Source organism: Neobacillus pocheonensis (assembly GCF_050477905.1).
Taxonomy (GTDB): Bacteria; Bacillota; Bacilli; order Bacillales; family Cytobacillaceae; genus Neobacillus; species Neobacillus pocheonensis_A.
Map to the genome: position 1 here is coordinate 33,466 of NZ_JBCNAD010000066.1, position 20,446 is coordinate 53,911.

At 36.5% G+C, this 20,446-nt stretch carries 22 protein-coding genes; 6 read left to right on the forward strand and 16 right to left on the reverse strand.

What is annotated here, in order from left to right; all coding sequences use genetic code 11:
* Positions 1 to 29 precede the first annotated feature (29 nt).
* Together ABES02_RS27265 and ABES02_RS27270 are read right to left on the reverse strand one after the other, a co-directional pair.
* Complete coding sequence (locus ABES02_RS27265; protein WP_430140923.1) at positions 30 to 1,253, reverse strand: ABC transporter permease; 1,224 nt, start codon at positions 1,251 to 1,253, stop codon at positions 30 to 32.
* Complete coding sequence (locus ABES02_RS27270; protein WP_430140924.1) at positions 1,246 to 1,986, reverse strand: ABC transporter ATP-binding protein; 741 nt, start codon at positions 1,984 to 1,986, stop codon at positions 1,246 to 1,248. Before ABES02_RS27270 ends, ABES02_RS27265 begins: the two co-directional genes overlap by 8 nt.
* Positions 1,987 to 2,665: 679 nt before the next feature.
* On the opposite strand from ABES02_RS27270, the gene ABES02_RS27275 reads away from it, so the two are divergent.
* Both ABES02_RS27275 and ABES02_RS27280 read left to right on the forward strand, forming a co-directional pair.
* A complete protein-coding gene (locus ABES02_RS27275) occupies positions 2,666 to 3,085 on the forward strand; it encodes an HIT family protein (RefSeq protein WP_430140926.1) in 420 nt (139 codons plus the stop codon).
* A 152-nt stretch (positions 3,086 to 3,237) separates the two neighbouring features.
* Complete coding sequence (locus ABES02_RS27280; RefSeq protein ID WP_430140927.1) at positions 3,238 to 3,765, forward strand: tryptophan transporter; 528 nt, start codon at positions 3,238 to 3,240, stop codon at positions 3,763 to 3,765.
* A 68-nt stretch (positions 3,766 to 3,833) separates the two neighbouring features.
* Here the strand turns inward: ABES02_RS27280 and ABES02_RS27285 are convergent, their stop codons facing one another.
* Positions 3,834 to 4,025: a hypothetical protein gene (locus ABES02_RS27285; protein ID WP_430140929.1), complete on the reverse strand. Its 192-nt coding sequence runs from the start codon at positions 4,023 to 4,025 to the stop codon at positions 3,834 to 3,836.
* A 222-nt stretch (positions 4,026 to 4,247) separates the two neighbouring features.
* On the opposite strand from ABES02_RS27285, the gene ABES02_RS27290 reads away from it, so the two are divergent.
* Positions 4,248 to 4,823: an HTH-type transcriptional regulator Hpr gene (locus ABES02_RS27290; RefSeq protein WP_430140931.1), complete on the forward strand. Its 576-nt coding sequence runs from the start codon at positions 4,248 to 4,250 to the stop codon at positions 4,821 to 4,823.
* On the opposite strand, the gene ABES02_RS27295 is transcribed toward ABES02_RS27290, so the two are convergent.
* Positions 4,820 to 5,158, reverse strand: a complete 339-nt coding sequence (locus tag ABES02_RS27295) for a DUF1878 family protein (RefSeq protein WP_430140933.1) — start codon at positions 5,156 to 5,158, stop codon at positions 4,820 to 4,822. The two genes, ABES02_RS27290 and ABES02_RS27295, sit on opposite strands and share 4 nt — an antisense overlap.
* A 201-nt stretch (positions 5,159 to 5,359) precedes the next feature.
* On the opposite strand from ABES02_RS27295, the gene ABES02_RS27300 reads away from it, so the two are divergent.
* The gene (locus ABES02_RS27300) at positions 5,360 to 5,539 is read left to right on the forward strand and encodes a hypothetical protein (protein WP_430140934.1); all 180 of its coding nucleotides are present in this window, start codon (positions 5,360 to 5,362) and stop codon (positions 5,537 to 5,539) included.
* Between the two features lie 101 nt (positions 5,540 to 5,640).
* Here ABES02_RS27300 and ABES02_RS27305 read toward each other — a convergent pair whose 3' ends face one another.
* Entirely contained in the window at positions 5,641 to 5,733 is a 93-nt protein-coding gene (locus ABES02_RS27305) for a YjcZ family sporulation protein (protein ID WP_223592945.1), read from the reverse strand.
* Positions 5,734 to 5,766: 33 nt separating this feature from the next.
* Positions 5,767 to 5,853 (reverse strand): YjcZ family sporulation protein, encoded by an 87-nt coding sequence (locus ABES02_RS27310; protein WP_310363590.1) that lies wholly within the window; start codon positions 5,851 to 5,853, stop codon positions 5,767 to 5,769.
* A 207-nt stretch (positions 5,854 to 6,060) separates the two neighbouring features.
* On the opposite strand from ABES02_RS27310, the gene ABES02_RS27315 reads away from it, so the two are divergent.
* Positions 6,061 to 6,933, forward strand: a complete 873-nt coding sequence (locus ABES02_RS27315; RefSeq protein WP_430140935.1) for a peptidylprolyl isomerase — start codon at positions 6,061 to 6,063, stop codon at positions 6,931 to 6,933.
* A 41-nt stretch (positions 6,934 to 6,974) separates the two neighbouring features.
* Here ABES02_RS27315 and ABES02_RS27320 read toward each other — a convergent pair whose 3' ends face one another.
* The 6 genes from ABES02_RS27320 to ABES02_RS27345 form a co-directional block, all read right to left on the reverse strand.
* Positions 6,975 to 7,169, reverse strand: a complete 195-nt coding sequence (locus ABES02_RS27320; RefSeq protein WP_430140937.1) for a sporulation YhaL family protein — start codon at positions 7,167 to 7,169, stop codon at positions 6,975 to 6,977.
* Positions 7,170 to 7,271: 102 nt separating this feature from the next.
* Positions 7,272 to 8,216, reverse strand: coding sequence for a 3'-5' exoribonuclease YhaM (yhaM, locus tag ABES02_RS27325; RefSeq protein WP_430140939.1), 945 nt, complete (start codon positions 8,214 to 8,216; stop codon positions 7,272 to 7,274).
* Positions 8,217 to 8,267: 51 nt separating this feature from the next.
* Positions 8,268 to 11,270 (reverse strand): AAA family ATPase, encoded by a 3,003-nt coding sequence (locus ABES02_RS27330; protein ID WP_430140940.1) that lies wholly within the window; start codon positions 11,268 to 11,270, stop codon positions 8,268 to 8,270.
* A gap of 20 nt (positions 11,271 to 11,290) precedes the next feature.
* Positions 11,291 to 12,511 (reverse strand): metallophosphoesterase family protein, encoded by a 1,221-nt coding sequence (locus tag ABES02_RS27335; protein ID WP_430140941.1) that lies wholly within the window; start codon positions 12,509 to 12,511, stop codon positions 11,291 to 11,293.
* A gap of 116 nt (positions 12,512 to 12,627) precedes the next feature.
* Positions 12,628 to 13,881: an ABC transporter permease gene (locus ABES02_RS27340; RefSeq protein ID WP_430140942.1), complete on the reverse strand. Its 1,254-nt coding sequence runs from the start codon at positions 13,879 to 13,881 to the stop codon at positions 12,628 to 12,630.
* Complete coding sequence (locus tag ABES02_RS27345) at positions 13,874 to 14,773, reverse strand: ABC transporter ATP-binding protein (RefSeq protein ID WP_430140944.1); 900 nt, start codon at positions 14,771 to 14,773, stop codon at positions 13,874 to 13,876. The genes ABES02_RS27340 and ABES02_RS27345 overlap by 8 nt, the downstream gene beginning before the upstream one ends.
* A 124-nt stretch (positions 14,774 to 14,897) precedes the next feature.
* Here ABES02_RS27345 and ABES02_RS27350 point away from each other — a divergent pair, with 124 nt between their 5' ends.
* Entirely contained in the window at positions 14,898 to 15,083 is a 186-nt protein-coding gene (locus ABES02_RS27350; protein WP_430140945.1) for a YhzD family protein, read from the forward strand.
* Between the two features lie 41 nt (positions 15,084 to 15,124).
* Here ABES02_RS27350 and ABES02_RS27355 read toward each other — a convergent pair whose 3' ends face one another.
* The 4 genes from ABES02_RS27355 to ABES02_RS27370 form a co-directional block, all read right to left on the reverse strand.
* The gene (locus ABES02_RS27355) at positions 15,125 to 15,916 is read right to left on the reverse strand and encodes an enoyl-CoA hydratase (protein WP_430140946.1); all 792 of its coding nucleotides are present in this window, start codon (positions 15,914 to 15,916) and stop codon (positions 15,125 to 15,127) included.
* Positions 15,917 to 16,063: 147 nt separating this feature from the next.
* Positions 16,064 to 17,683 carry a long-chain fatty acid--CoA ligase gene (locus ABES02_RS27360; protein WP_430140947.1) on the reverse strand — a complete coding sequence of 540 codons (1,620 nt, stop codon included), beginning with the start codon at positions 17,681 to 17,683 and terminating at the stop codon, positions 16,064 to 16,066.
* 138 nt (positions 17,684 to 17,821) lie between these two features.
* Positions 17,822 to 19,333, reverse strand: coding sequence for a coproporphyrinogen III oxidase (locus ABES02_RS27365; RefSeq protein WP_430140948.1), 1,512 nt, complete (start codon positions 19,331 to 19,333; stop codon positions 17,822 to 17,824).
* Positions 19,334 to 19,453: 120 nt separating this feature from the next.
* Entirely contained in the window at positions 19,454 to 20,323 is an 870-nt protein-coding gene (locus tag ABES02_RS27370) for a Cof-type HAD-IIB family hydrolase (RefSeq protein WP_430140949.1), read from the reverse strand.
* Positions 20,324 to 20,446: the final 123 nt, after the last annotated feature.

Below are 20,446 nucleotides of genomic sequence, written 5' to 3' on the forward strand. Positions count from 1 at the left end.
TTATTTACGGTGGAATCTGCCCAATGGTTTCAAATGAGGGATTTATCTTTTAGGCGATTTTTACTGTATAAATTAACAAACATATAAGTGAATACAAGACCCGCGATCAAATCGAGTAAGCCAATGATCATTTCACCTTTAATTAATATAATTAAAGCAAATAGGACTGCTTGTACGACCAAAATAATCATTAATAATGTATGAAAGGCAGCTTTTTTATACTTCGTGGCTACTGGGTATAAGTCAACCCACAGCTTATTTTGATGATGATTCCATAGCGGGAGCAATTGAAAACCGGTTAAATATAAAAATAAAACACTTAACAGAATTTGTCCTAATCCAAAGGAAATAAAATAGATGGCCACCGCACCAATTACAGTCAGTCGAATAAAGAGGCCAAGATAATCGGATGAACGCAAAAACGTCCTTGAAAACAAATAAAGGTAGGTTTTTTCCTGAGAAAATCGAATTCCATTCAGGAAGATATCAAGCCATTTGCGCCGCTTGACAGTATCCTTTAATTTCGGAACATCCGTAAACAGGTTAGCCAGGCGATAAAAAGAGGCCATCCTCTTTTCTTCTCCATCAATTAATAAATCCCATTTAAGTCCCATCTTGTTTGTCCGAGTATGAAAGGAGTAATAATAAAAGACCATTACCAAAACGATGCAAAAAAGAATAAAAATATTTGCCTGTTTAAATAACAAATAGGTGAAGACAGCATTGATGAAGTAACGGACAATCATATCCCACCTATGTACAGATGTTTGAACAAAATAATGAATTCTCCAGTTTGAAGCAAGATTCCAAGCCTTTAAGGCTAACAAAACGACGAAAAAGGGCAAAAAGAGGTTGAATCCATTGCTGCTTATGTGAGCATACATGGGCATAAGGACGGCAAGAACCATTAACAAAATATATCCTTGAAACACTAGGCTTGCTATTCCTGAACGAAAAAAATACCCTTTGAGTTTATTTTCAAGCGGCAAGATAAATACCTTGTCTGCTTCTAATAAAAAATTATATACAGGGCTATAGGTTAGAAATCCTCCAATTATTAAGGCGATAATAATTTCCGCAGGGAAGCCTGAAGATAGGTTTTCAAGCCAATTCTGATAATAAAAGGCGGCCGTTCCTATAAGAAATAAGAGGACGATGACAAGATGCCCATTAAAAATATATCGAAGATACCTGCCTAAATCTTTTACACGGATCCCTGCACGATCCTTCCAAAGCTTATTATCATCAAACATAATTTTCTTCCTTTGTTAATTGAATATATAAATCATCCAAAGAAGCTTGAGGCATCGAGAATTGCTCCCTTAATTCCGCAAGTGTCCCCTTCGCTCTAATTTTCCCTTCATGGAGAATCACAAAACGGTCACAATATCTTTCTGCTGTTGCCAAAATATGTGTAGACATTAAAATGCCTGCGCCGTTCTCTTTCATTTTTTTCATTAAATCTAGCAGGGATTGGATGCCAAGTGGATCAAGTCCAACAAATGGTTCATCCACGATATATAGTGAAGGCTGTACTAAGAAGGCACACATAATCATTACTTTTTGTTTCATTCCTTTTGAAAAATGCGCTGGAAACCAGTTCAAACGTTTTTCCATCCGAAATTCAGAAAGCAAAGGAGCCACTCTCGTTTTATAGGTGTTCTCATCAAGGCCATATGCCATCGCAGTTAACTTTAAATGTTCATCCAATGTCAATTCTTCATATAAAACAGGTGTTTCAGGAACAAAAGTAAACAAACGGCGGTATGACTCTTTATCTTCAGTAAATGATTTCCCATTGATTTTTATGGCACCCTTATGCGGCTCCATAAGCCCAATGATGTGTTTAATGGTTGTACTCTTCCCTGCGCCATTTAGTCCAATAAGGCCGACCATTTCTTTTTCTCTTACTTCAAATGAAACATCTTTTAATACCGGGTTCCTTGTGTATCCCCCGACAAGATTTTCGATTGTTAATAAAGACATTTTTCAACGTCCTTCCGTAGCATGATTATCGTTTATTTTATCAAAAAGTGCCCAATAAAAATAGGAATTCAATTTTTTGATATTTTTTTGTATATTTCTTTCGTAACCGGACATCATAATATTCGAAGGGGAAACAACTTACTTCGGTGAAGAAATTCATCAAAATTTGAAATGAGGTGTCTGTTAAAGACATTTTCCATTCAAACAAGTGAGCTTTCATTCGTATCAGATAAGGGGATGGTTGTTTTGTACAAAGTGCATGGTAACCATTTGGAGTTCAAGTAATCACCACTGTTTATCTTAAAAAAATAAACAACAAATGAGGTGTTTACCGCAGATCGCCACCTGTTTTTATAAGTTGGGAAAACATATAAAAACACATATAGGGGATGGTCAGCTTGAACAATGATGTCTCTTTATAAAAACACTCTACGAAAAATGAGGTGTTTATCAAAGAACACTCCTAATTGAACGTTAAAATGAAGCAGGTCCCCTTCGAGAGGGCAGGATTCCATGCGAATCCTGTTCTTTTCTTTTTGTCTGTGTTAATAGTTATTGTTAATTTCGAAACCTTGTAAATTGGAGCGGAAATCGACAAGCAAGTTAATATGGCCTTCTTTTTTATCCGTAGTGATTATGGTAAAATAAGACAAACATTTTATGAAGGGCAGTGAAATAGATGAGTGATTGTATTTTTTGTAAGATTGTCAATGGCGATATCCCAGCAGCAAAGGTATTTGAAAACGAGCATGTTTTGGCTTTTCTAGATATCAGCCAAGTGACAAAAGGTCATACTCTTGTTATTCCAAAAATACATAAGGAAAACCTGTTTGAACTGACACCAGATATCGCAAGAAATTTGTTTGAGGTTGTCCCAACTATTGCTAATGCCTTAAAACGTGAATTCGAACCAATTGGATTAAACTCGATCAATAATAATGGTGAACACGCTGGCCAATCCGTTTTTCACTATCATATGCACTTAATTCCACGTTATGGTAAAGGCGATGGCTTCGGCGCTGTTTGGAAAAACAATCAAAGTGATTATTCGCCTAATATGTTGCAGGAAATGGCTGCTGCTATTTCAAAACAGCTCTAAACAAACCAATAAATAATTATTAAATTATCAGAAAATTATATCTTTAAAAACATTATATTATTATGTTATAATGAATGTAAGTTTTTCGCTGCAGGCAATGAGTGCACTGTAGGAGAAACAAATAGCTTAGAAGAGCAGAGGAGAGATGAGAAATGAATACAAGAAATTTGGTAGTTTTAGCATTGTTAGCGGGGATTGGAGTGGTTTTGCACACGGTAATGCCTTCATTCTTTGGAATTAAGCCGGATATGATGCTAGCCATGATGTTTTTAGGGATTGTCCTTATTCCAGAATTTAAAAGTGTCATGCTTTTGGCTATAGTAACTGGCGTGCTGTCTGCATTAACAACAGGTTTTCCAGGTGGCCAAATTCCAAATATTATTGATAAGCCTGTTACGGCATTAGTCTTTTTTGGTTTATTTTTAGCCTTAAAAAAGTACCGAAATTCCGTAGTTAGTGTAGCAGTATTAACTGCAGCAGGCACAGCTGTTTCAGGATCTGTATTTTTAACAGCTGCTTATTTCATTGTCGGATTGCCAAATTCATTCGCATTGCTGTTTTCAGCAGGTGTATTACCCGCCATTGCTTTAAATGCTATTACTATGATTATTTTGTATCCAGTGGCTCTTTCAATCGTAAAAAGAACTAAATTATCAACAGCTTCCGTCATTCAAAAATAATCGGCGGGATCCTTTTTTAAGAAAAGAACCCTGTGGGTTCTTTTCTTAAATTCAAATATTTCCAGATTTTATAAAAAATAAGAAAGCATGGAAGCAAGGAGAAGACAAATTCCACCCCCTCCTGCTAACGCCCTTATTCTTTTCATTAAGACTTGTTTCGGTGGATATACACCAGGTTTTTTATAATCTAATAAATATTTAAATGTGCCCAAAAAAAGGATAGCACTTAGTAAAAAGAAAACGATTGTGGCACTCTTCATCATTTGCCTCCTTTTAATAAGTTAAAATTTCAGATTATTCTTGTAACTATTTATATGATAATTCGTCCATTCCTATGAACAAGGCAAGCTTTTTTGAATAAAAATGAAATTTCAAGATAAAATTTTCATAATTTCTAAAAATTTTGTGAATTTATATCTTTATTAATTTTTATTTTATTGGCATAATGATAATAGAGAAATAATAAAGAAGGTGAATTGGGGATGACAGAGAAACAGTATTCAATGAAGGAAGCTTTCTTTTTTAGTCAAAGGATTGCTCAATTAAGCAAAGCACTTTGGAAATCGATTGAGAAGGATTGGCAGCAGTGGATTAAGCCTTTTGATTTAAATATTAATGAACACCATATTCTATGGATTGCCCACCATTTAAACGGTGCTTCCATTTCAGATGTGGCAAAGTTCGGGGTCATGCACGTCTCGACAGCATTTAATTTTTCGAAAAAGTTAGAAGAAAGAGGTTTGCTGCAATTTTCTAAAAAAGAAAATGACAAGCGTAACACCTACATTCAACTTACTCCTGAAGGTGAAGCAATTTTACTTCAATTGATGGAAACCTATGAGCCAGATAGTAATTCTGCCTTTTCTGGTGCGCTGCCACTGAGAGAATTGTATGGGAAATTTCCAGATTTTATTGAAACAATGGCAATTGTCCGCAACATATATGGGGCAGATTTTATGGAAATTTTCGAACGTTCCTTTCATAACATTGAAAGTGAATTTACTGAAGAAAATGGTAAGCTTCGAAAGGCCGAGAAGCCTGAACAAGAACTTGCTTAGATGTATTTTTCGAATTCAAGGAACAGCGGCTTGTAAAGTTCCTGTTTTAAACACGCAATGAGGACTTCTTTAATTTCCAGCGAACCTGGTAAAGATGCCGATAACTCGTCAAAAAGCGGATGAAAGTATACATACCCTTCCGCTTTTTGTTCTTCTAATTGCATGCTCAATTTGTCACATAAATTAAAAAATTTCGTAATTTCCTGTTTTGAAATACCGTGTTCAATAATGAGTTTATTAAATTCGAGTTTAGGATTGGTAAGTAATGCTAAAAGCAGCTTTTGATGGTATTCGAGTTGATTAACTTTTTGTATTAACATTTCATAATCGTTCATCCAGTTTGCCCTCTTTTCAGACTATAAATGTAAGCCTATTATCATTATTTACCTTTTTCAAACAGGAGTAAACCTTTTTTAAGAACTCCTTGTTTTTTTATTAGTTTAACGTCTAATATTCTTCTAATCTTTGTGACTATCTTTTTTTCGTAATTTTTGATAATGTAATAAGCATAATGAACAACAGGGAGGGAATCGTCGATGATCTCCATTTTTATTGTCTTCGCTATTTTTATCTTGTTTTATGTAAACAAAATGACCAATTCCCTTTGCATTCAAAAAGAAATACCTGAAGAACGCCAGCACAAGGTTTTTCGAACCATTAATGTTTTGGTCACAATCCTGCTGATTTCTTCGTATTTGGAAATTTTATATACATAATCCAACTGTTAATGTAATGCGGGACAAACGGATATGTACTGGACAAACAAAAAAATAGAAGCGATGAGACAGTTCTCATCGCTTTTAATTTGCAATTTGGATTAATATACCCAAGATGCTCCGATAATAATTAATAAAATGAATAGGACAACGACTAACGCAAATCCTCCTCCGTATCCTCCTGCACCAGACATATTTTTACCTCCTTTCAAAAAGAGCTGAATTTATTAGTAAATCCAAGAAGCTCCAACAATAATCAATAGTATGAAAAGTACTACAATTAGAGCGAAGCCAGCTCCATGTCCGTGGCTCATCGTAATACCTCCTTTTTCATTTACTACCATATACTATTCAATCGATATTCATTTCGTTTAGGCATTTACCAAATTTTTTTGGAAAAGTCTGGTGCGATTTTGTGTAATATTCAAAAAACAATCACAGGTTTTATTTTTGCAGTAGTTCCCATTTATGTTATAGTAGAGATTGTGGACAAGAATATACAATTTAGGAGAGATTTCGACATGAAAAAATGGATATTAGCCCTTTCGTTAGCCAGTGGCGTTCTTGCTTTAAGCGCATGTAATCAAAGTGGTTCTGAAAAAGTAGCAGAGAGTAAGGTTGGGGATGTAACCCAAGATGAGCTTTATAAAACAATGAAGGATAAATACGGTGAACAAGCCCTTCAGCAGCTTGTTTATGAAAAAGTTCTTTCCAAGAAATACAAAGTAACAGATAAAGAATTAAATGATAAGATTGCCCAGTTAAAAGCAGATCTTGGTGCAAACTTTGAAACCACCCTTGCCCAATATGGCTACAAAAGCGAAGCTGATTTAAAGAAAACAATGAAGCTTGGCATGCTTCAAGAAAAAGCAGCACTAAAAGATGTCAAAGTCACAGAAAAAGAAATGAAGGATTATTACGACAACTATAAGCCTGAAATTAAAGCACGTCACATCCTTGTTGCTGATGAAAAAACGGCTACCGAAGTTAAGAAAAAACTTGATGGCGGTGCAAAATTTGAAGATGTTGCCAAAGAATATTCAACAGATACAGCTTCTGCGCAAAACGGCGGCGATTTAGGATGGTTTGGTGCTGGCAAAATGGATCCTGACTTTGAAAAAGCAGCGTATGCTTTAAAAGTCAATGAAATTAGTGCTCCAGTGAAATCACAATTCGGATATCATATTATCCAAGTAACGGATAAAAAAGAGAAAAAATCATACGCTGACATGAAGAAAGAGATTGAATATCAAGTAAAATCTTCAAAATTAAAGAGCGATGATATCAATAAAGCAATGCAGAATGAACTTAAAGCAGCTAACGTAAAAATTAATGATAAAGACCTTAAAGATGCGTTGAAGCCACAAGCATCTGCAGCAGCAACAGGTCAATAAATAAGAAAAGCGGATTCGCCCGACTGGGCGTTTCCGCTTTTTTATTCGCCTGTAGCCTTAATTTCTTCCTTTAATTCCTTTTCGCGCTCCAGGCGTTTTATATAGATTTCCCCTTCTCGCTCAATGTTTTCTAGTTCAAGTTTGCGCTCTTCCCGCCCTGTTTTTATCGCCATGAGTGCACTAACCACAATTCCAACCACAACTGCATAGATCCAAATAGGTATAGTCAAATTCATTTGCCCCTTTCATTAGTGGTTGTCCACTTTGTATTACAACTTATTCGGTTCATCCAAAAATATGCTATTTTGCTCAAAAAAAATAACCCCTGTGGGTTATTTTTATTTATGAAATACTGGCTTATAAAAGGAACGATTATCCAAAGCAAAAATCCGTTCGGAAAATTCACCAGGCTTTACCCTTTCAAGAGCACGGTCAAGCATATTCATTTTTGCATCGAGATTATCAATATAATGAAGAATCTCCGCTTCTTTAATTAGCGGTGGTTTCGGGCTTCCCCATTCCGCTTTTCCATGATGACTAAGAACGAGATGCTGAAGTATGAGCACTTCCTCTCCAGTAATTCCAAGTTCTTCAGCAGCTTTGCCAATTTCATTGATCATAATAGTAATATGACCTAGTAAATTACCTTGAATTGTATAGACGGTTGATACGGGTCCAGATAATTCCATTACCTTCCCCATATCATGTAAAATCACTCCAGCATAAAGCAAATCTTTATCGAGACTTGGATAAAGTAATGCAATCGCCTTTGCAAGGTCCAGCATACTGACGACGTGATAAGCAAGACCTGAAACAAATTCATGATGGTTCTTAGTTGCTGCCGGGTATTCCAAGAATGCCTTTTGATGTTTTTTGATTAAATGGCGGGTAATTCGTTGGATGTTCGGATTTCTCATTTCAAATATATATTGGGTCAGCTTGCTGACCATCTCATCTTGACTAAGTGGAGCAGTTGCTAGAAAATCATCCAATTTAACACCATCTGCTGGTCCAGTTCTTCGAATCTGACGAATTTTCAGTTGGCTTTTCCCTCGATAATTTTGTAGATCACCTTGAATTTTCACAATATTTTGGGCTGCGTATGCCTTTTCTTCCTCTTCTCCTGCATCCCAAAGCTTTGCCTCAATTTCACCGCTTTGATCTTGAAGGATTAGCGTCAAAAATGGCTTGCCATTACTCGCAATGCCCTTTGTTGAACTTTTTATTAGTAAAAATAAGTCTACCTGTTCCCCAACATCATACTGTAATACACCTTTAGTCAATCTACCCACGCTCCTTTCCCTAGTACGAGTATAACATATCTAACTATTTCTCTAGGATGTAATTTGAACAGCACCTTTTTCCAAACTAAGAATATTTTCCTTTTTGAAATGATGCAGTAAATGACGATGGCATGTAAAAAAGAATATTTGATTTCTATTCAATTGTTTAAGAAGTTTAATTACTTTTTCCGTTCTTCCAGCATCAAAGTTTACAAAGCTATCATCTATTATGATTGGAAATTGATACTTTTCATAGAGTGTTGTTGCCAAAGCAAGCCGAATGGCTACATATAACTGTTCTGTTGTGGCTTGACTTAGTTCATTTGCTTCAAATAATGTATGGTCTTTCCTTTCTACTAAAAAGCCTGTGCCTGACTTTTGAAGGTGAATTTTTTGATAACTTCCGTTGGTAAGGAAAGCTAAGTATTCCTCGGCTTTAGAAAGCATCCTTGGTAAATGGATATTTTTATACTTTTCTATGGTACTGACTAATATATCTTGAGCCAAACAATAAACGGACCAATTTTTGGCCTCTTCTTCTAATTCAAATTTTTTCTGTTTATAGTGATGAAGAATGTCGGAATACAAGCCCCCTTCCTCTAGTATTTGAATTTCGTATTTTATGGAAGCCAGTTCCTCATGATGCTTTTTCAATTTTGCATGTAAATCCTGTTCTTGATGATTGTATTCATTCAGCAATTCATCACCATTATGAACGTGTAAATAGCTTTCCCTTTCCTGCTCAGAAAGTAGGGAGTAATGAAGCTGGCTCCGGACAGTTTCAAACCTTTCAAGAAGCTTTTCCTTCTTCTCTGCCTTCTCACCAACTTCATAGAATTTTTGCTCTGATTCCAACTTAGCTTCATTCAAAAGTTTAGTGGATTCCTGATGAAAACGCTCAACCTCCTGCTTTTTAATCTGCAATTCAGATTCCAGTTCAGCTAGCTTTGCTAACCTCTCTTTACACTTGATACGATTTTCGTGCTCTTCTTTTAGCTTATTTCGCAATAAATAGGCTGATTTATGTAGATCTAAACCTTTATCTGTCAAATATCGATTTGCATATTCATTAACACTATCCAAGATTGCACCTTGAGACTGCTTGATTTGCTCCTGCCTCGTGTGGATTTGTTTTTTCTCCCGTAAGACAGTTTTATATTGTTCAATTAATAGGAAAGCTTCTAGCAGGAAAGTAGTGGCAATATATTCAGGAATTTTTAATTCGCTGCTGATGGACAACAGTTTTTCCATATTTTGCGCTGCTTCCACTTCCCATTCCTCAAATTTAGTAATCACCTTCTCATATTGGCTTTGCTGTTGTTCTAACTTCATTTTCAGCTTTTGCAATTGCTCAAGTCGATGATTATCCTGCTTTAATTGTTCCTCTATGTGTGTTAAATCCCTAAATTCAGCCGATTGGATTATCTGAATTAATGCTTTTTCTTTTTCAATTAAATCAGCAAGAGGTTGGTCAAAGGTCTTATCGGTTGGAATTCTGAAACTTTTTATTAGAATGAAAGTGATTATTACACAACCTAAAATACCTAAAACCAACAAAGCAATTTGACTTGACAGCAATCCATACAGAGATAAGGAAAAAAAGATCAATTCAAATATAAGAAACTGCAGCCTTTTCTGCTTTACAGCCCTTTCCTTTTCAGCCTTTCCCCGTTCATTTGCCCTTTGATAAAATTCAATTTTGTCTTTAAGAACTTTTAATTCTAATTCTACGCTTTTCTTGTCATTCCCCTGATTTATTTGTTCTAAAAGATATGACCTTTTCTGTTTAGGTAAACAAACGTCTTCTGCCAAACGGATGTCTTTTTCAATTTCCTGCAATTGATTCTTTTCTTCTAGAAAACGTGCTTCAAGATCTTCTTTAGCCTCTTCAAGCTTCTGGTGTTTTCGTGACACCCTTTCTACTTGGGCTTTCATATAAATATTTGTATTGATTAACAGGATGTCTTCTTCGTTTATTGGTAAATGAAGTCTCTCTTTTATAGCAGAAAGCCTTTCTTCATATTCTAGTAATTTCGTTTCACAGGATTGGGATTCAAGTTTAAATTGCTCATAAAGAGGAACCTGATCAAGTGTTGATAAAATAGCAGGTTCGTTTTCTAGAAGAAAATGATTTGGCTGAATATCATTTATTTCTTTTTTTATTTGTTCAATCCTATTCTCAATGCTACTAATTTGGGCATTATAAGGGCGAATGAGCTGATTTATTTTTTCCATTCTTTCAATGCCACGAGCAGGAAACACAATTTCTCCTAGTTCACTAATCTCTTTTTTAGTCCATTTTTCTTCTTTTACGATTTCCTGAATTCTCTTCCACTCAGTTAGTTTTTCAACCTTTTCATGTAATTCCTTCAGTAATTCATTAATAACAGTCATTTCCTGATGAAGCATTTCTTTTCTTTGAGCCAGGTTCTCGTAATTTTTATTTTTGGCAGCCGCTTTTTTTAGCTCCGCATTTATTTCATGAAGTTCCTGCAATTTTTCGTTTAATATTGGTTTTTTTCCGGTTGGCTTAAAGCGCGTATCTAGTTCTTTTTGTAAAATAGTTTCAGTCTTTGCTAACTTTTCTGTCCCTAGAGTCCCGGCAGAAAATAAAAACCTTCCAATTTCTTCACCCTTCATTTGATGAATGTTCTGAAGGCCATGAAGGCTGAAGGAAAAAATAGCTTGAAAAAGACTTTTATCAAAATTTTCCATTAACTCTTTTAGAAGTTCTTCTCCGCCTAACCTACCATTTTCAATCATCACTTTTACATCGCCTGCAGCTTTTCCTTTCACGCGCTCGATCACGGCAAAGCCATAATCCTCATGGAAAACTCTTATTTTGCCTCCATATTTATGGTGATGCTTTGGCTCATAGCGTAACTCTGTTTGTTGTTTCGTCGGAAAACCAAATAATACACCATGAATAAAGGCCATAATCGTCGATTTCCCTGCTTCATTCTCGCCATAGAAAACTTGAAAATCGGACAGGTCTGTAATTTTTACATTTTCTAATTGTCCATAACCATAAATCTGTAATTCGACAATTTTCAATCCTTACCCGCACCTTCCTGTTAAGATTGATAAAGTAATTCAATTAATAATTTTTCTGCCTTTTCAATAAGCTCTTCTTGCTCTATTTCAGATAGATGGGATAAATATTTTCTCCCTAACGAATGATCATATAATGGAGATGTAGCTTCATTTATTCTTCGATAATTTTCTATTGTTTCGAAAAGCTCGGCATAGAAATTTGTTTCTGTTTTTAAATGTTCTTTGTCAATTTCCTTTGATTCCTTTAGGTTTAAATCGACAATCCATACAAATGATTCTTCCTCTTTTTCTTCTTCCATAAGAAGCTCTAACAATTCCTCTTTCAAACCCCTTCTTTCCCGCTCATCATTCAGTTGAATATTATCGATATTTAGAGTTAAAAGAGTTCCTGTTCGTTCCTGGCGGAAGCCATCTATTTTGGTTTGGCATAACTGCAGTACTTCATCAAAATTACTCGAAGATGCTGCATTTAGCACTGTTTCCTGCCAAATAATATCAGATGTCACTATGAAGTCCAGTTTCACATCAGAGTCCGAAAGTTCTACTAAATAACACCCCTTTGCATCTGTTTCTTTTTTATTTCTCCCTTGGATATTGCCGGGGTAAATAACGGGCGGCGATTCAGATAAAACTCCCCGTTTATGGATATGTCCTAATGCCCAATAATCGAATCCTTTTTCAATCAGGTCTTTGATCGAGAATGGAGCGTAGTTATCATGATCAGAACTCATACTCTCGTTGCCGTGAAGAATGCCTATATGAAAATCAGCCTCATCAACCTTCCTATAGTCATCTATTTTTCTATCGAACACGTGCCTCGTGGGATAACTGAATCCATAAAGATGGACCTTTTCGCCACTCTTTGTATGCAAGACCTTTGCTTCAACCTCACTTTTAAAAACATGAACATTCGCTGGCATATCAAGGTGTACCCATGATCCATTTAAATGATCGTGATTTCCATGGATGATAAAAACGGGAATTCCCTCCTCATCAAGCTTCTGCATTTCCGTTCGAAAGCGGGATTGGGCCCGTAGACTTCGATCTTCGCCATCAAATAAATCGCCTGCTAAAATGACAAAATCAACTTTGCGGTGAATAGCTGCTGCAACTAGTTTTCTCATGGCCACAAAGGTACTTTCTTTCACTCTTTTAAAAATGGCTGACGGTAAATGTTTTAATCCGACCATCGGGCTGTCTAAATGTAGATCCGCAGCATGAATAAACGATATCTTTTTCATCGGCAAAATATTCCTTCCATACTCTTTTCTTCATTGTAGCATCTTTAAAATACGAATGCACGTTCTGTATCAAAAATAATAAAAAGCCTAACCTAAAATGGGAAGACTTAAACATTCTATTTATTTTTTGTTAATTGTAACGCTTTTTTAATATCTTTAAAGGAGTTTGATTGACCATACATTAATACACCGCCTCGATAAACTCTGGCACCGAATATCGCTAGAACCGCAATTGTAACAACAAGAATTGCAATTCCCATAATTGCTTCCCAAACCGGTATAGTGAGCATTCCTACACGTAAAAACATGATCATAGGTGTAAAAAATGGAATATAAGAGGTTGCCGTAATAAACGGCGCATCTGGTTTACCAAGTCCAAACATAGCAATCATAAATCCGCCTACCACAAGTAACGTCATCGGGGTAATCATCTGCTGTACATCTTCAATCCGGCTTACGAGAGAGCCTAAAAACGCCGCAAGAGTTGCATAGAGAAAATAGCCAAGGATAAAAAAGATAACTGCATATACAATCGTCTCGACCGGGATATCCTTGAACCCATAAACACCAAAAAAGCCGTCTTTCAATGAATTCATATTCTTTGTTAAGGAGTAGTATCCGACAATTAAAAAGGCAGCAAGTTGTGTAAGGCTTAATAAACCAATACCAATGATTTTGGCAAACATTTGCTTGATAGGCGAAACACTTGATATTAAAATTTCCATGACCCTTGAGGATTTTTCTGTCGCTACCTCCATTGCAATCATATTAGCATACATAATAACACTAAAATAAATAACAAATAGCAGGACATAGACAAGTCCCCTTGCTTGATTCAATTCTTCTTCCGTTTTTGCATTTTTTTCTAACGCGAGTTTTTCAAATGAAACAGGTTCGTAAAGATTTTTTAGCTGTGTTGGATTCAAATTAATCTGGGTGGCAGCTTGCATAGTTTTTACCTGCTGCAAACTAGTCTGAAGATCCGTGAACAAGGAAGAATCTGCAATGCTCATCGCTTTAAAGGTTGCCTCTGGCAGTTTTTCATCGTTAAAGCGGATTTGAATGAGCCCTTCATAATCACCTTTTTCTACAGCTTTTTGAGCTTCGACTTCACTTCCATGAAAGTTAGTAAGTTTAATATCTTTATTTAATGTCGTTACTTGTTGTTTGAATGGCTCAAATAGCTGGCCTGTTTCATCAAGCACAGCGATTGGTTCTTTGCCGCCATTTTTATCAAATATATTAATGATATTATTGATATTTGTTAAGGCAAGCACAATCACAACAGTTAAAATAGTCGTGACGATAAATGATTTGCTTTTTAGTTTATTTAGATAGGTATGAAATAAGATAATCCAAAAATTATTCATAAGAATTACCCACTTCCTCGATAAAAATGTCATTTAAAGAAGGTTCTTCAAGGGCAAATTTTCGAATAAATCCTTTGCCTACTATCTCTTTTAAAATTTTATCTGCTGCTGCTTCCCCATCAATCTGTAGATGAATTCCTTCCATCGTTGGTTTAGATTTTACAACTCCAGGAAAATCTTTTAATCCATCTAATTTAAAATCAGCATGGATGACAAGATTCTTTTTGCCGAAATTGCGCTTGATTTCTTTTAATGAACCGTATACAACCGGACTGCCCTTATGTAAAATGCAGAGATGCTCACACATTTCCTCAACGTGTTCCATCCTATGACTTGAAAACACGATGGTCGCGCCGTTCTCTTTTAACGCTAGGACTGCTTCTTTTAACATTTCAACATTAACAGGGTCGAGCCCGCTGAATGGCTCGTCGAGAATGAGTAATTTGGGTTTATGTAGGACTGCAGCAATAAATTGGATTTTCTGCTGATTCCCCTTCGACAGTTCTTCCACTTTTTTATTCTCATACTCTGGTATTTTAAATCGATCAAGCCACAATCTTAATTCAATTAAGGCTTCATTTTTAGGCATTCCTCTTAATCTAGCTAAATAGATAAGCTGCTCACGAACTTTCAATTTAGGATACAAGCCTCTTTCCTCAGGAAGATAGCCGACCAAGTGGCTAGTAGAGTAGTCAATCGCTTTTCCGTCCCATGTGATTTTTCCATCTGTCGCATCCAATAATCCCAGAATCATGCGAAAGGTAGTTGTTTTGCCAGCTCCATTCGCTCCCAAAAACCCAAACATTTCTTGATTGGGAATTTCTAAGGATAATTGATCGACAGCAGTAAATTGGCCGAACTGTTTCGTCACACTTTCAAGCTTAAGAACCATTTGAATCACTCCTTCTGTTAAAATACGAACAAATAAGGAAAAAGATTCAATTTTTTCCTTTGATTAATAGTAAGAATTATGCAAAAATAATAGTAGTTTATCTTATTAAAAAGGGGTATGAATGATGAAAACTTATAAACTAACGGCCTTTGAAGCAAATGGGGAAAAGCTATTAGACGAAGCTTTCCAAGCGGAAAATGATGATGCCGCAAAGAGTCTTGGTGAAAAACTATTATCAGAGAAAAACTTATTAGAAAAAACACATCGCTGTACATCTCCGAGCGGAAAGTTATTACTATTCCATTCTTAATTGTTGTGTAAAAAAACAAAGAAGCTGAGCTCCTTTGTTTTTTATTTTCCGATAAAATTTGGTTTCCTTTTTTCAATAAAAGCTTTAATTCCTTCTTTATGGTCGAGGGTTTCCCTCATTTTCTGCTGTCCATATTTTTCTAATTCTAAAATTTTCAATAATTGCGGTCGATTCTTTTCTGCCAATATCTTTTTCGTCTTAATCATAGCTTGAACCGGACGGCTTAACCAGTCGGCAAGTCGAGTATGTAAGGTCACTTGAAGATCATCCCCGGCTACCTCTTGAACTAGTCCAATCTTATATGCTTCTTCTGCACTCATCATCTTACCATCCCAGATTACTTGTTTTGCCTTCGTTTCCCCCAATTTTTTCTCTAAAAAGAAATGCGCTCCACCATCTGGGATTAAACCAATTCCGATAAAATTCATTGCCAGCTTACTTGCTTTATCGGCGATTATATAGTCCGTTGCTAGGGCTAAACTAAACCCTAATCCAGCCGCTGCCCCTGATACAGCACTGATTGTTAATTTAGGGATACTATAAAGAGTAATAATCAATTCACTGATACAATCCATAACTGGCAGGAAATCGCTCTCATTTATGTCCGAGAGCATGGTTTTAATATCGCCCCCTGCTGAAAAGGCCTTTCCTTTTCCTGTTAAAACCACGATATCAATATCATCCGATTCGCTAATTTCCTTAAGGTTGCATACTAGCCCTTTAATGACATCTGTGTCCATTGCGTTTAAGCTTTCGGGTCTATTCATTTCCACCGTTGCTACGCGGCCCTCTATTTTTATATTCACCTTGTCCGTTATAAAATTCATCGTCAAACTAAACGCCCCCTTAATAGTTCATTCATTATCATTATAACTGGAAATGTGAGGAATAAAAATTAATTTTCCTAATATATCGAATTTTCTTCATAATTTTAAATCCAACAGCAAAAAGAAAAGGGACTGGCCCCTTGTCCTCTACCTTTAACTTTTGCGGGTAACTTCTTTTTGCACTTGTTCTCGAAGTGCCATCTTTAGAAATTTCCCTACTGATGTCTTTGGAATCTCTCCCAAGAACAGGATGTCATCTGGAATCCACCATTTTGCAAACTGCGGTTTTAAAAAGTCAAAAAGCTCATCCTTCGTAATTTTTTCTTTATAGGCATCTTTTAAAACAACACAAGCAACCGGACGTTCCTGCCACCTTTCATGCGGAACAGCCACAACAGCTGCTTCAAATATCGCATCATGAGCCATTAACGCATTTTCTATGTCCACAGAGGAGATCCATTCTCCACCACTCTTAATTAAATCCTTTGTTCGGTCCACAATTTTCACAAAACCCTCCTCATCAATTGTGACCACATCACCAGTATGGAGCCAGCCATCTTTGAATGCATCTAATGTCCGTTCGTCGCGGTAATATTCGGAAGCAATCCATGGCCCTCTAATACATAATTCCCCCATCTCCTTACCATCCCAGGCGACTTCGCCGTCCTTGCCTACAATTTTCATTTCTAACCCCGGTACAAGCGTCCCTTGCTTAGCTCTAATATCTAATTTTTCCTCAGGCTCTAACTTTTCTTGATAGCTTTTTAAAGTAGAAACCACGGCAAGTGGACTTGTTTCCGTCATTCCATAGGCATGCATAAAAGGTATTTTATGACGTTGCTCATATGCCTTAATCATGCCTTTTGGTGCTGCAGACCCTCCACATAAAACCCCTCTTAAGCTGCTCATATCGTAAGAACCTTCATCAAGCTCTTTTAATAATCCAAGCCATATGGTTGGGACACCGGCAGTTATTGTTACTTTTTCCTGTTCGATAAGCCCAGCAAGCAATTTTGGGGTAAAATAAGGACCTGGTAAAACTAGAGTTGCGCCAAACCAAACGGCGGCAAATGGCATTCCCCAAGCATTAGCATGAAACATTGGTACAACTGGAAGGGCAATGTCCTTTTCACTCAACCCCGCGGTATCTACAAGACCCAGTGCCATGCTGTGAAGAAAGATGCCTCGATGCGAATAAACGACGCCTTTTGGATTTCCTGTAGTAGCTGATGTATAGCACATACCAGCTGCATCGTTTTCGTCGATATCCTTTGGGTATTGATATAAAGGATTGGCCTCTAATAATAGATTTTCATAATGATAGACGGGAGAAAGCGTGGTTTCAGGAAGTTCTTTTTCATCGGTCATAATAATATAGGCTTTTACGTTAGGTATTTCATGCGCACATTTTTCAAGTAAGGGCAAAATGTCATGGTCAACTAGAAGAACTTTGTCTTCTGCATGATTGATGATGTAGGAAATATGTTGGGGAGCTAGACGGATATTGATGGTATGAAGAACTGCACCCATACATGGAATGGCAAAATAAGCTTCTAAATGGCGGTGATGGTTCCAAGCTAAGGTTCCTACTCGATCGCCTTTAGTAACTCCTACCTTTTCTAAGGCACTTGCGAGCAATCTAGTTCTTTCGGCAATTTGTTTATAGGTAAATCTTTGAATTCCACTTGCCGTTCTTGAGACAACTTGCTTCTTCAGAAAATACTTTTCGGCTCTGTCAATCATTTGCGTCATCGTTAAAGGTGTTTGCATCATAATTAATCAATCCCCCCTACTAATGAAAACGATTTAATTTCATAGTATTCTATGAAGTTTAACCTATAAAATATTCGACATATACCTCAATAAATCCTCTATTGAGAACGAAACTTAACAAAAAATTCCCCTGCTCCATTAAGCAGGAGAACCTTTTTCAGAGAATATTTCATCTAAAATTTTTATTTTTTCCTCTGTATAAGCTACAAAACCATCGTTATAGGATTTCGGATCCTTTGGATTCGCAAAGTGCGTAATCTTCCCTGTCAGAGGATCGACAAATTTACTAGCTGCTCCGCAACCAAGACCGATAATCGTTTGTACTTCCTCCATAATCATAATATTATAGATGCTTTCTTGACCAGGAAGAGAATAACCTACGTTCTCAAGATTCCCAAGGATGTTTTTTTGTCTATATAAATAGTAAGGCACATAGCCATGGGAGGAAGTCCAGTTCTCTGCGAGCTCCATCATGTTTTCGACTTCGCTTCGATCCGCAACTTTATATTTTTCTTTATTCTTGGTCATTTCTGAAGCACGCTTAAACGACAAAGTATGAACCGTCAAGGATTCCGGCATGAGCTTTTCAGTTTCAGCTAGTGAGTGAGTAAACTCAGGTATTCCTTCCCCTGGCAAACCAATGATTAAGTCCATATTTATATTATTCATACCCATCTCTCGTGCTAGATGATATTTTTCAATCGTTTCCGTTACTGTGTGATGTCTCCCGATTGCCTTTAACGTTTCCTGAGTATACGACTGTGGATTAATACTAATTCGATCAATCTTCCATTTATTTAACACTTCTAATTTTTCAGGAGTGATGGTATCCGGACGACCTGCTTCGACTGTAATTTCACGGATTTTGTCAACATCAGGAAACGAAGAATACATTTCTTCATAGAGCATGTCCATTTCTTCAGCGGTAATACTTGTGGGTGTACCGCCTCCATAGTATACCGTCGTGATTCGGATGCCCTTTTCTTTTAACCATGCTCCTATTTTCTTCATTTCATAATGAAGGCCTCCTAAGAAGGAATCGACAGAACCTTGACGACCATTAATTGCATAGGCCGGGAAGGTGCAATAGGCACATTTTGTTGGGCAGAACGGAATGCCGATATAAATACTAACTTCCTTTTGGAGATGATAAAGGTCAGGGACAACAGTTAATTGACGTTCAACAATTTGCTGCATAAGCGCAATTTTTTCATCTGTAATCAGGTAGTCTGCCTTTAGTTGCTGATGGGCAGTAGTTAATGGAATGCCTTCCTGCACTTTTTTGTGAAGCAATTTTGTTGGTCGAACCCCGGTTAAGATCCCCCATTTTTGTTTAATGCCTGTATAGTCCTGCAATACAGTTAGGTATACGTGGGACACTGCGTTTTTAATTTGTTTAAAGAATTCTTTTTCTGAATCAGTTGCCTGTAATTCTTTTTGGTATTCAGCAGATTGAATTTTTCCATTATTGTCACTCAATTCTGCAGAAACTAGGACATTCCGCTGAACTTGCAAATCAAATTTTATTTGTAAATCAGCTGCATCGCTGCTTGACGTTAAAATCTGTGATTCTTCAAAAAATAAATTGGCGATTAGCCTGAGCGGTCGATTGAATCTTTCATCCTCTAACCCTATGATTGAAATTCGCAAAAAAATCACCTCATTTTTAGCTCCCTTAAGTGTACATAAATGAAAAAATAAGGTCAATACAGTGGAAGTTATTCCAAAAAAAAGATATCAAGGGCTACCACCGATGATATCTTTCACAAGTTAATTTTTTATGATTTTCATTTTTCTTAAAAACTCAATTGGCTGTTGTTTTCTAAAGTGTTCTTTTACCATATAGGCAACACCTTGTTCATTTTGCGATCTTGTTACCCAATCAGAAGCTTTTTTCACAGCGAAATCAGCATTCCACATGGAAACACCCAATCCCGCTGCTTCAATGAGTGGAATATCATCGAGTCCATCACCAATATATACGATTTCTTTTGTTTTAATTCCCAGTTGATTGGCTAGATAGGTTAGTCCATTAAGCTTAGATACACCTGAAGGAACTATATCTAATCTTAATGAATCAAGTTCAATGATTTCAATCTCCGTAAACATTTTACTAAGTGCATTTTTCGCATCCTTCAAGTCACTCTTTTCTTCAAAATAGACCTCAATTTTTGGTGGAGTGACAGGTTGTTCATGTAAATGTTCGCTTAATGAAGAAACAAATTGCTGCGAATAAAAGACGGGGTCTCCAGATGTAAATATGGTTTTTGCCAAAAGATTATTGTGAAGCTTTAATTTATTCGCAAGGGAAAACTGTTCATGAACCAGCCGAATTTGACACGTCATGGCTTCAAGGAAACGAACAGTATCATAAGTAATGTCCTCATTAATCCTTTTAATATATACTGGTTTTTCAACTTCACTAGCAATTAATGCACCTTGATGTGTTATTAAAGGTAATTTTATTTTTAATGCCTTAGCCACTTTCCGTGCAGAGGGAAAGCTCCGCGATGTAACGAGTGTGACATAAATTCCTTTTTGCTGAACGTATTCAATGGCATCTTTTGTTGACTTATGAATCTTTCCATTTGTCTGAAGAAGCGTTCCATCAATATTTAAAGCAAGCAAACGATAAATCATTTTGTTGCCCCCTGTCTTGGTGAAGTTACCCTTATATCACTTTTATGACATGTTAGCCATTTATATGACTACACCAAGACTAAGAAAAAACCTTCGGTGTCACCGAAGGTTTGAAGGTTTGAA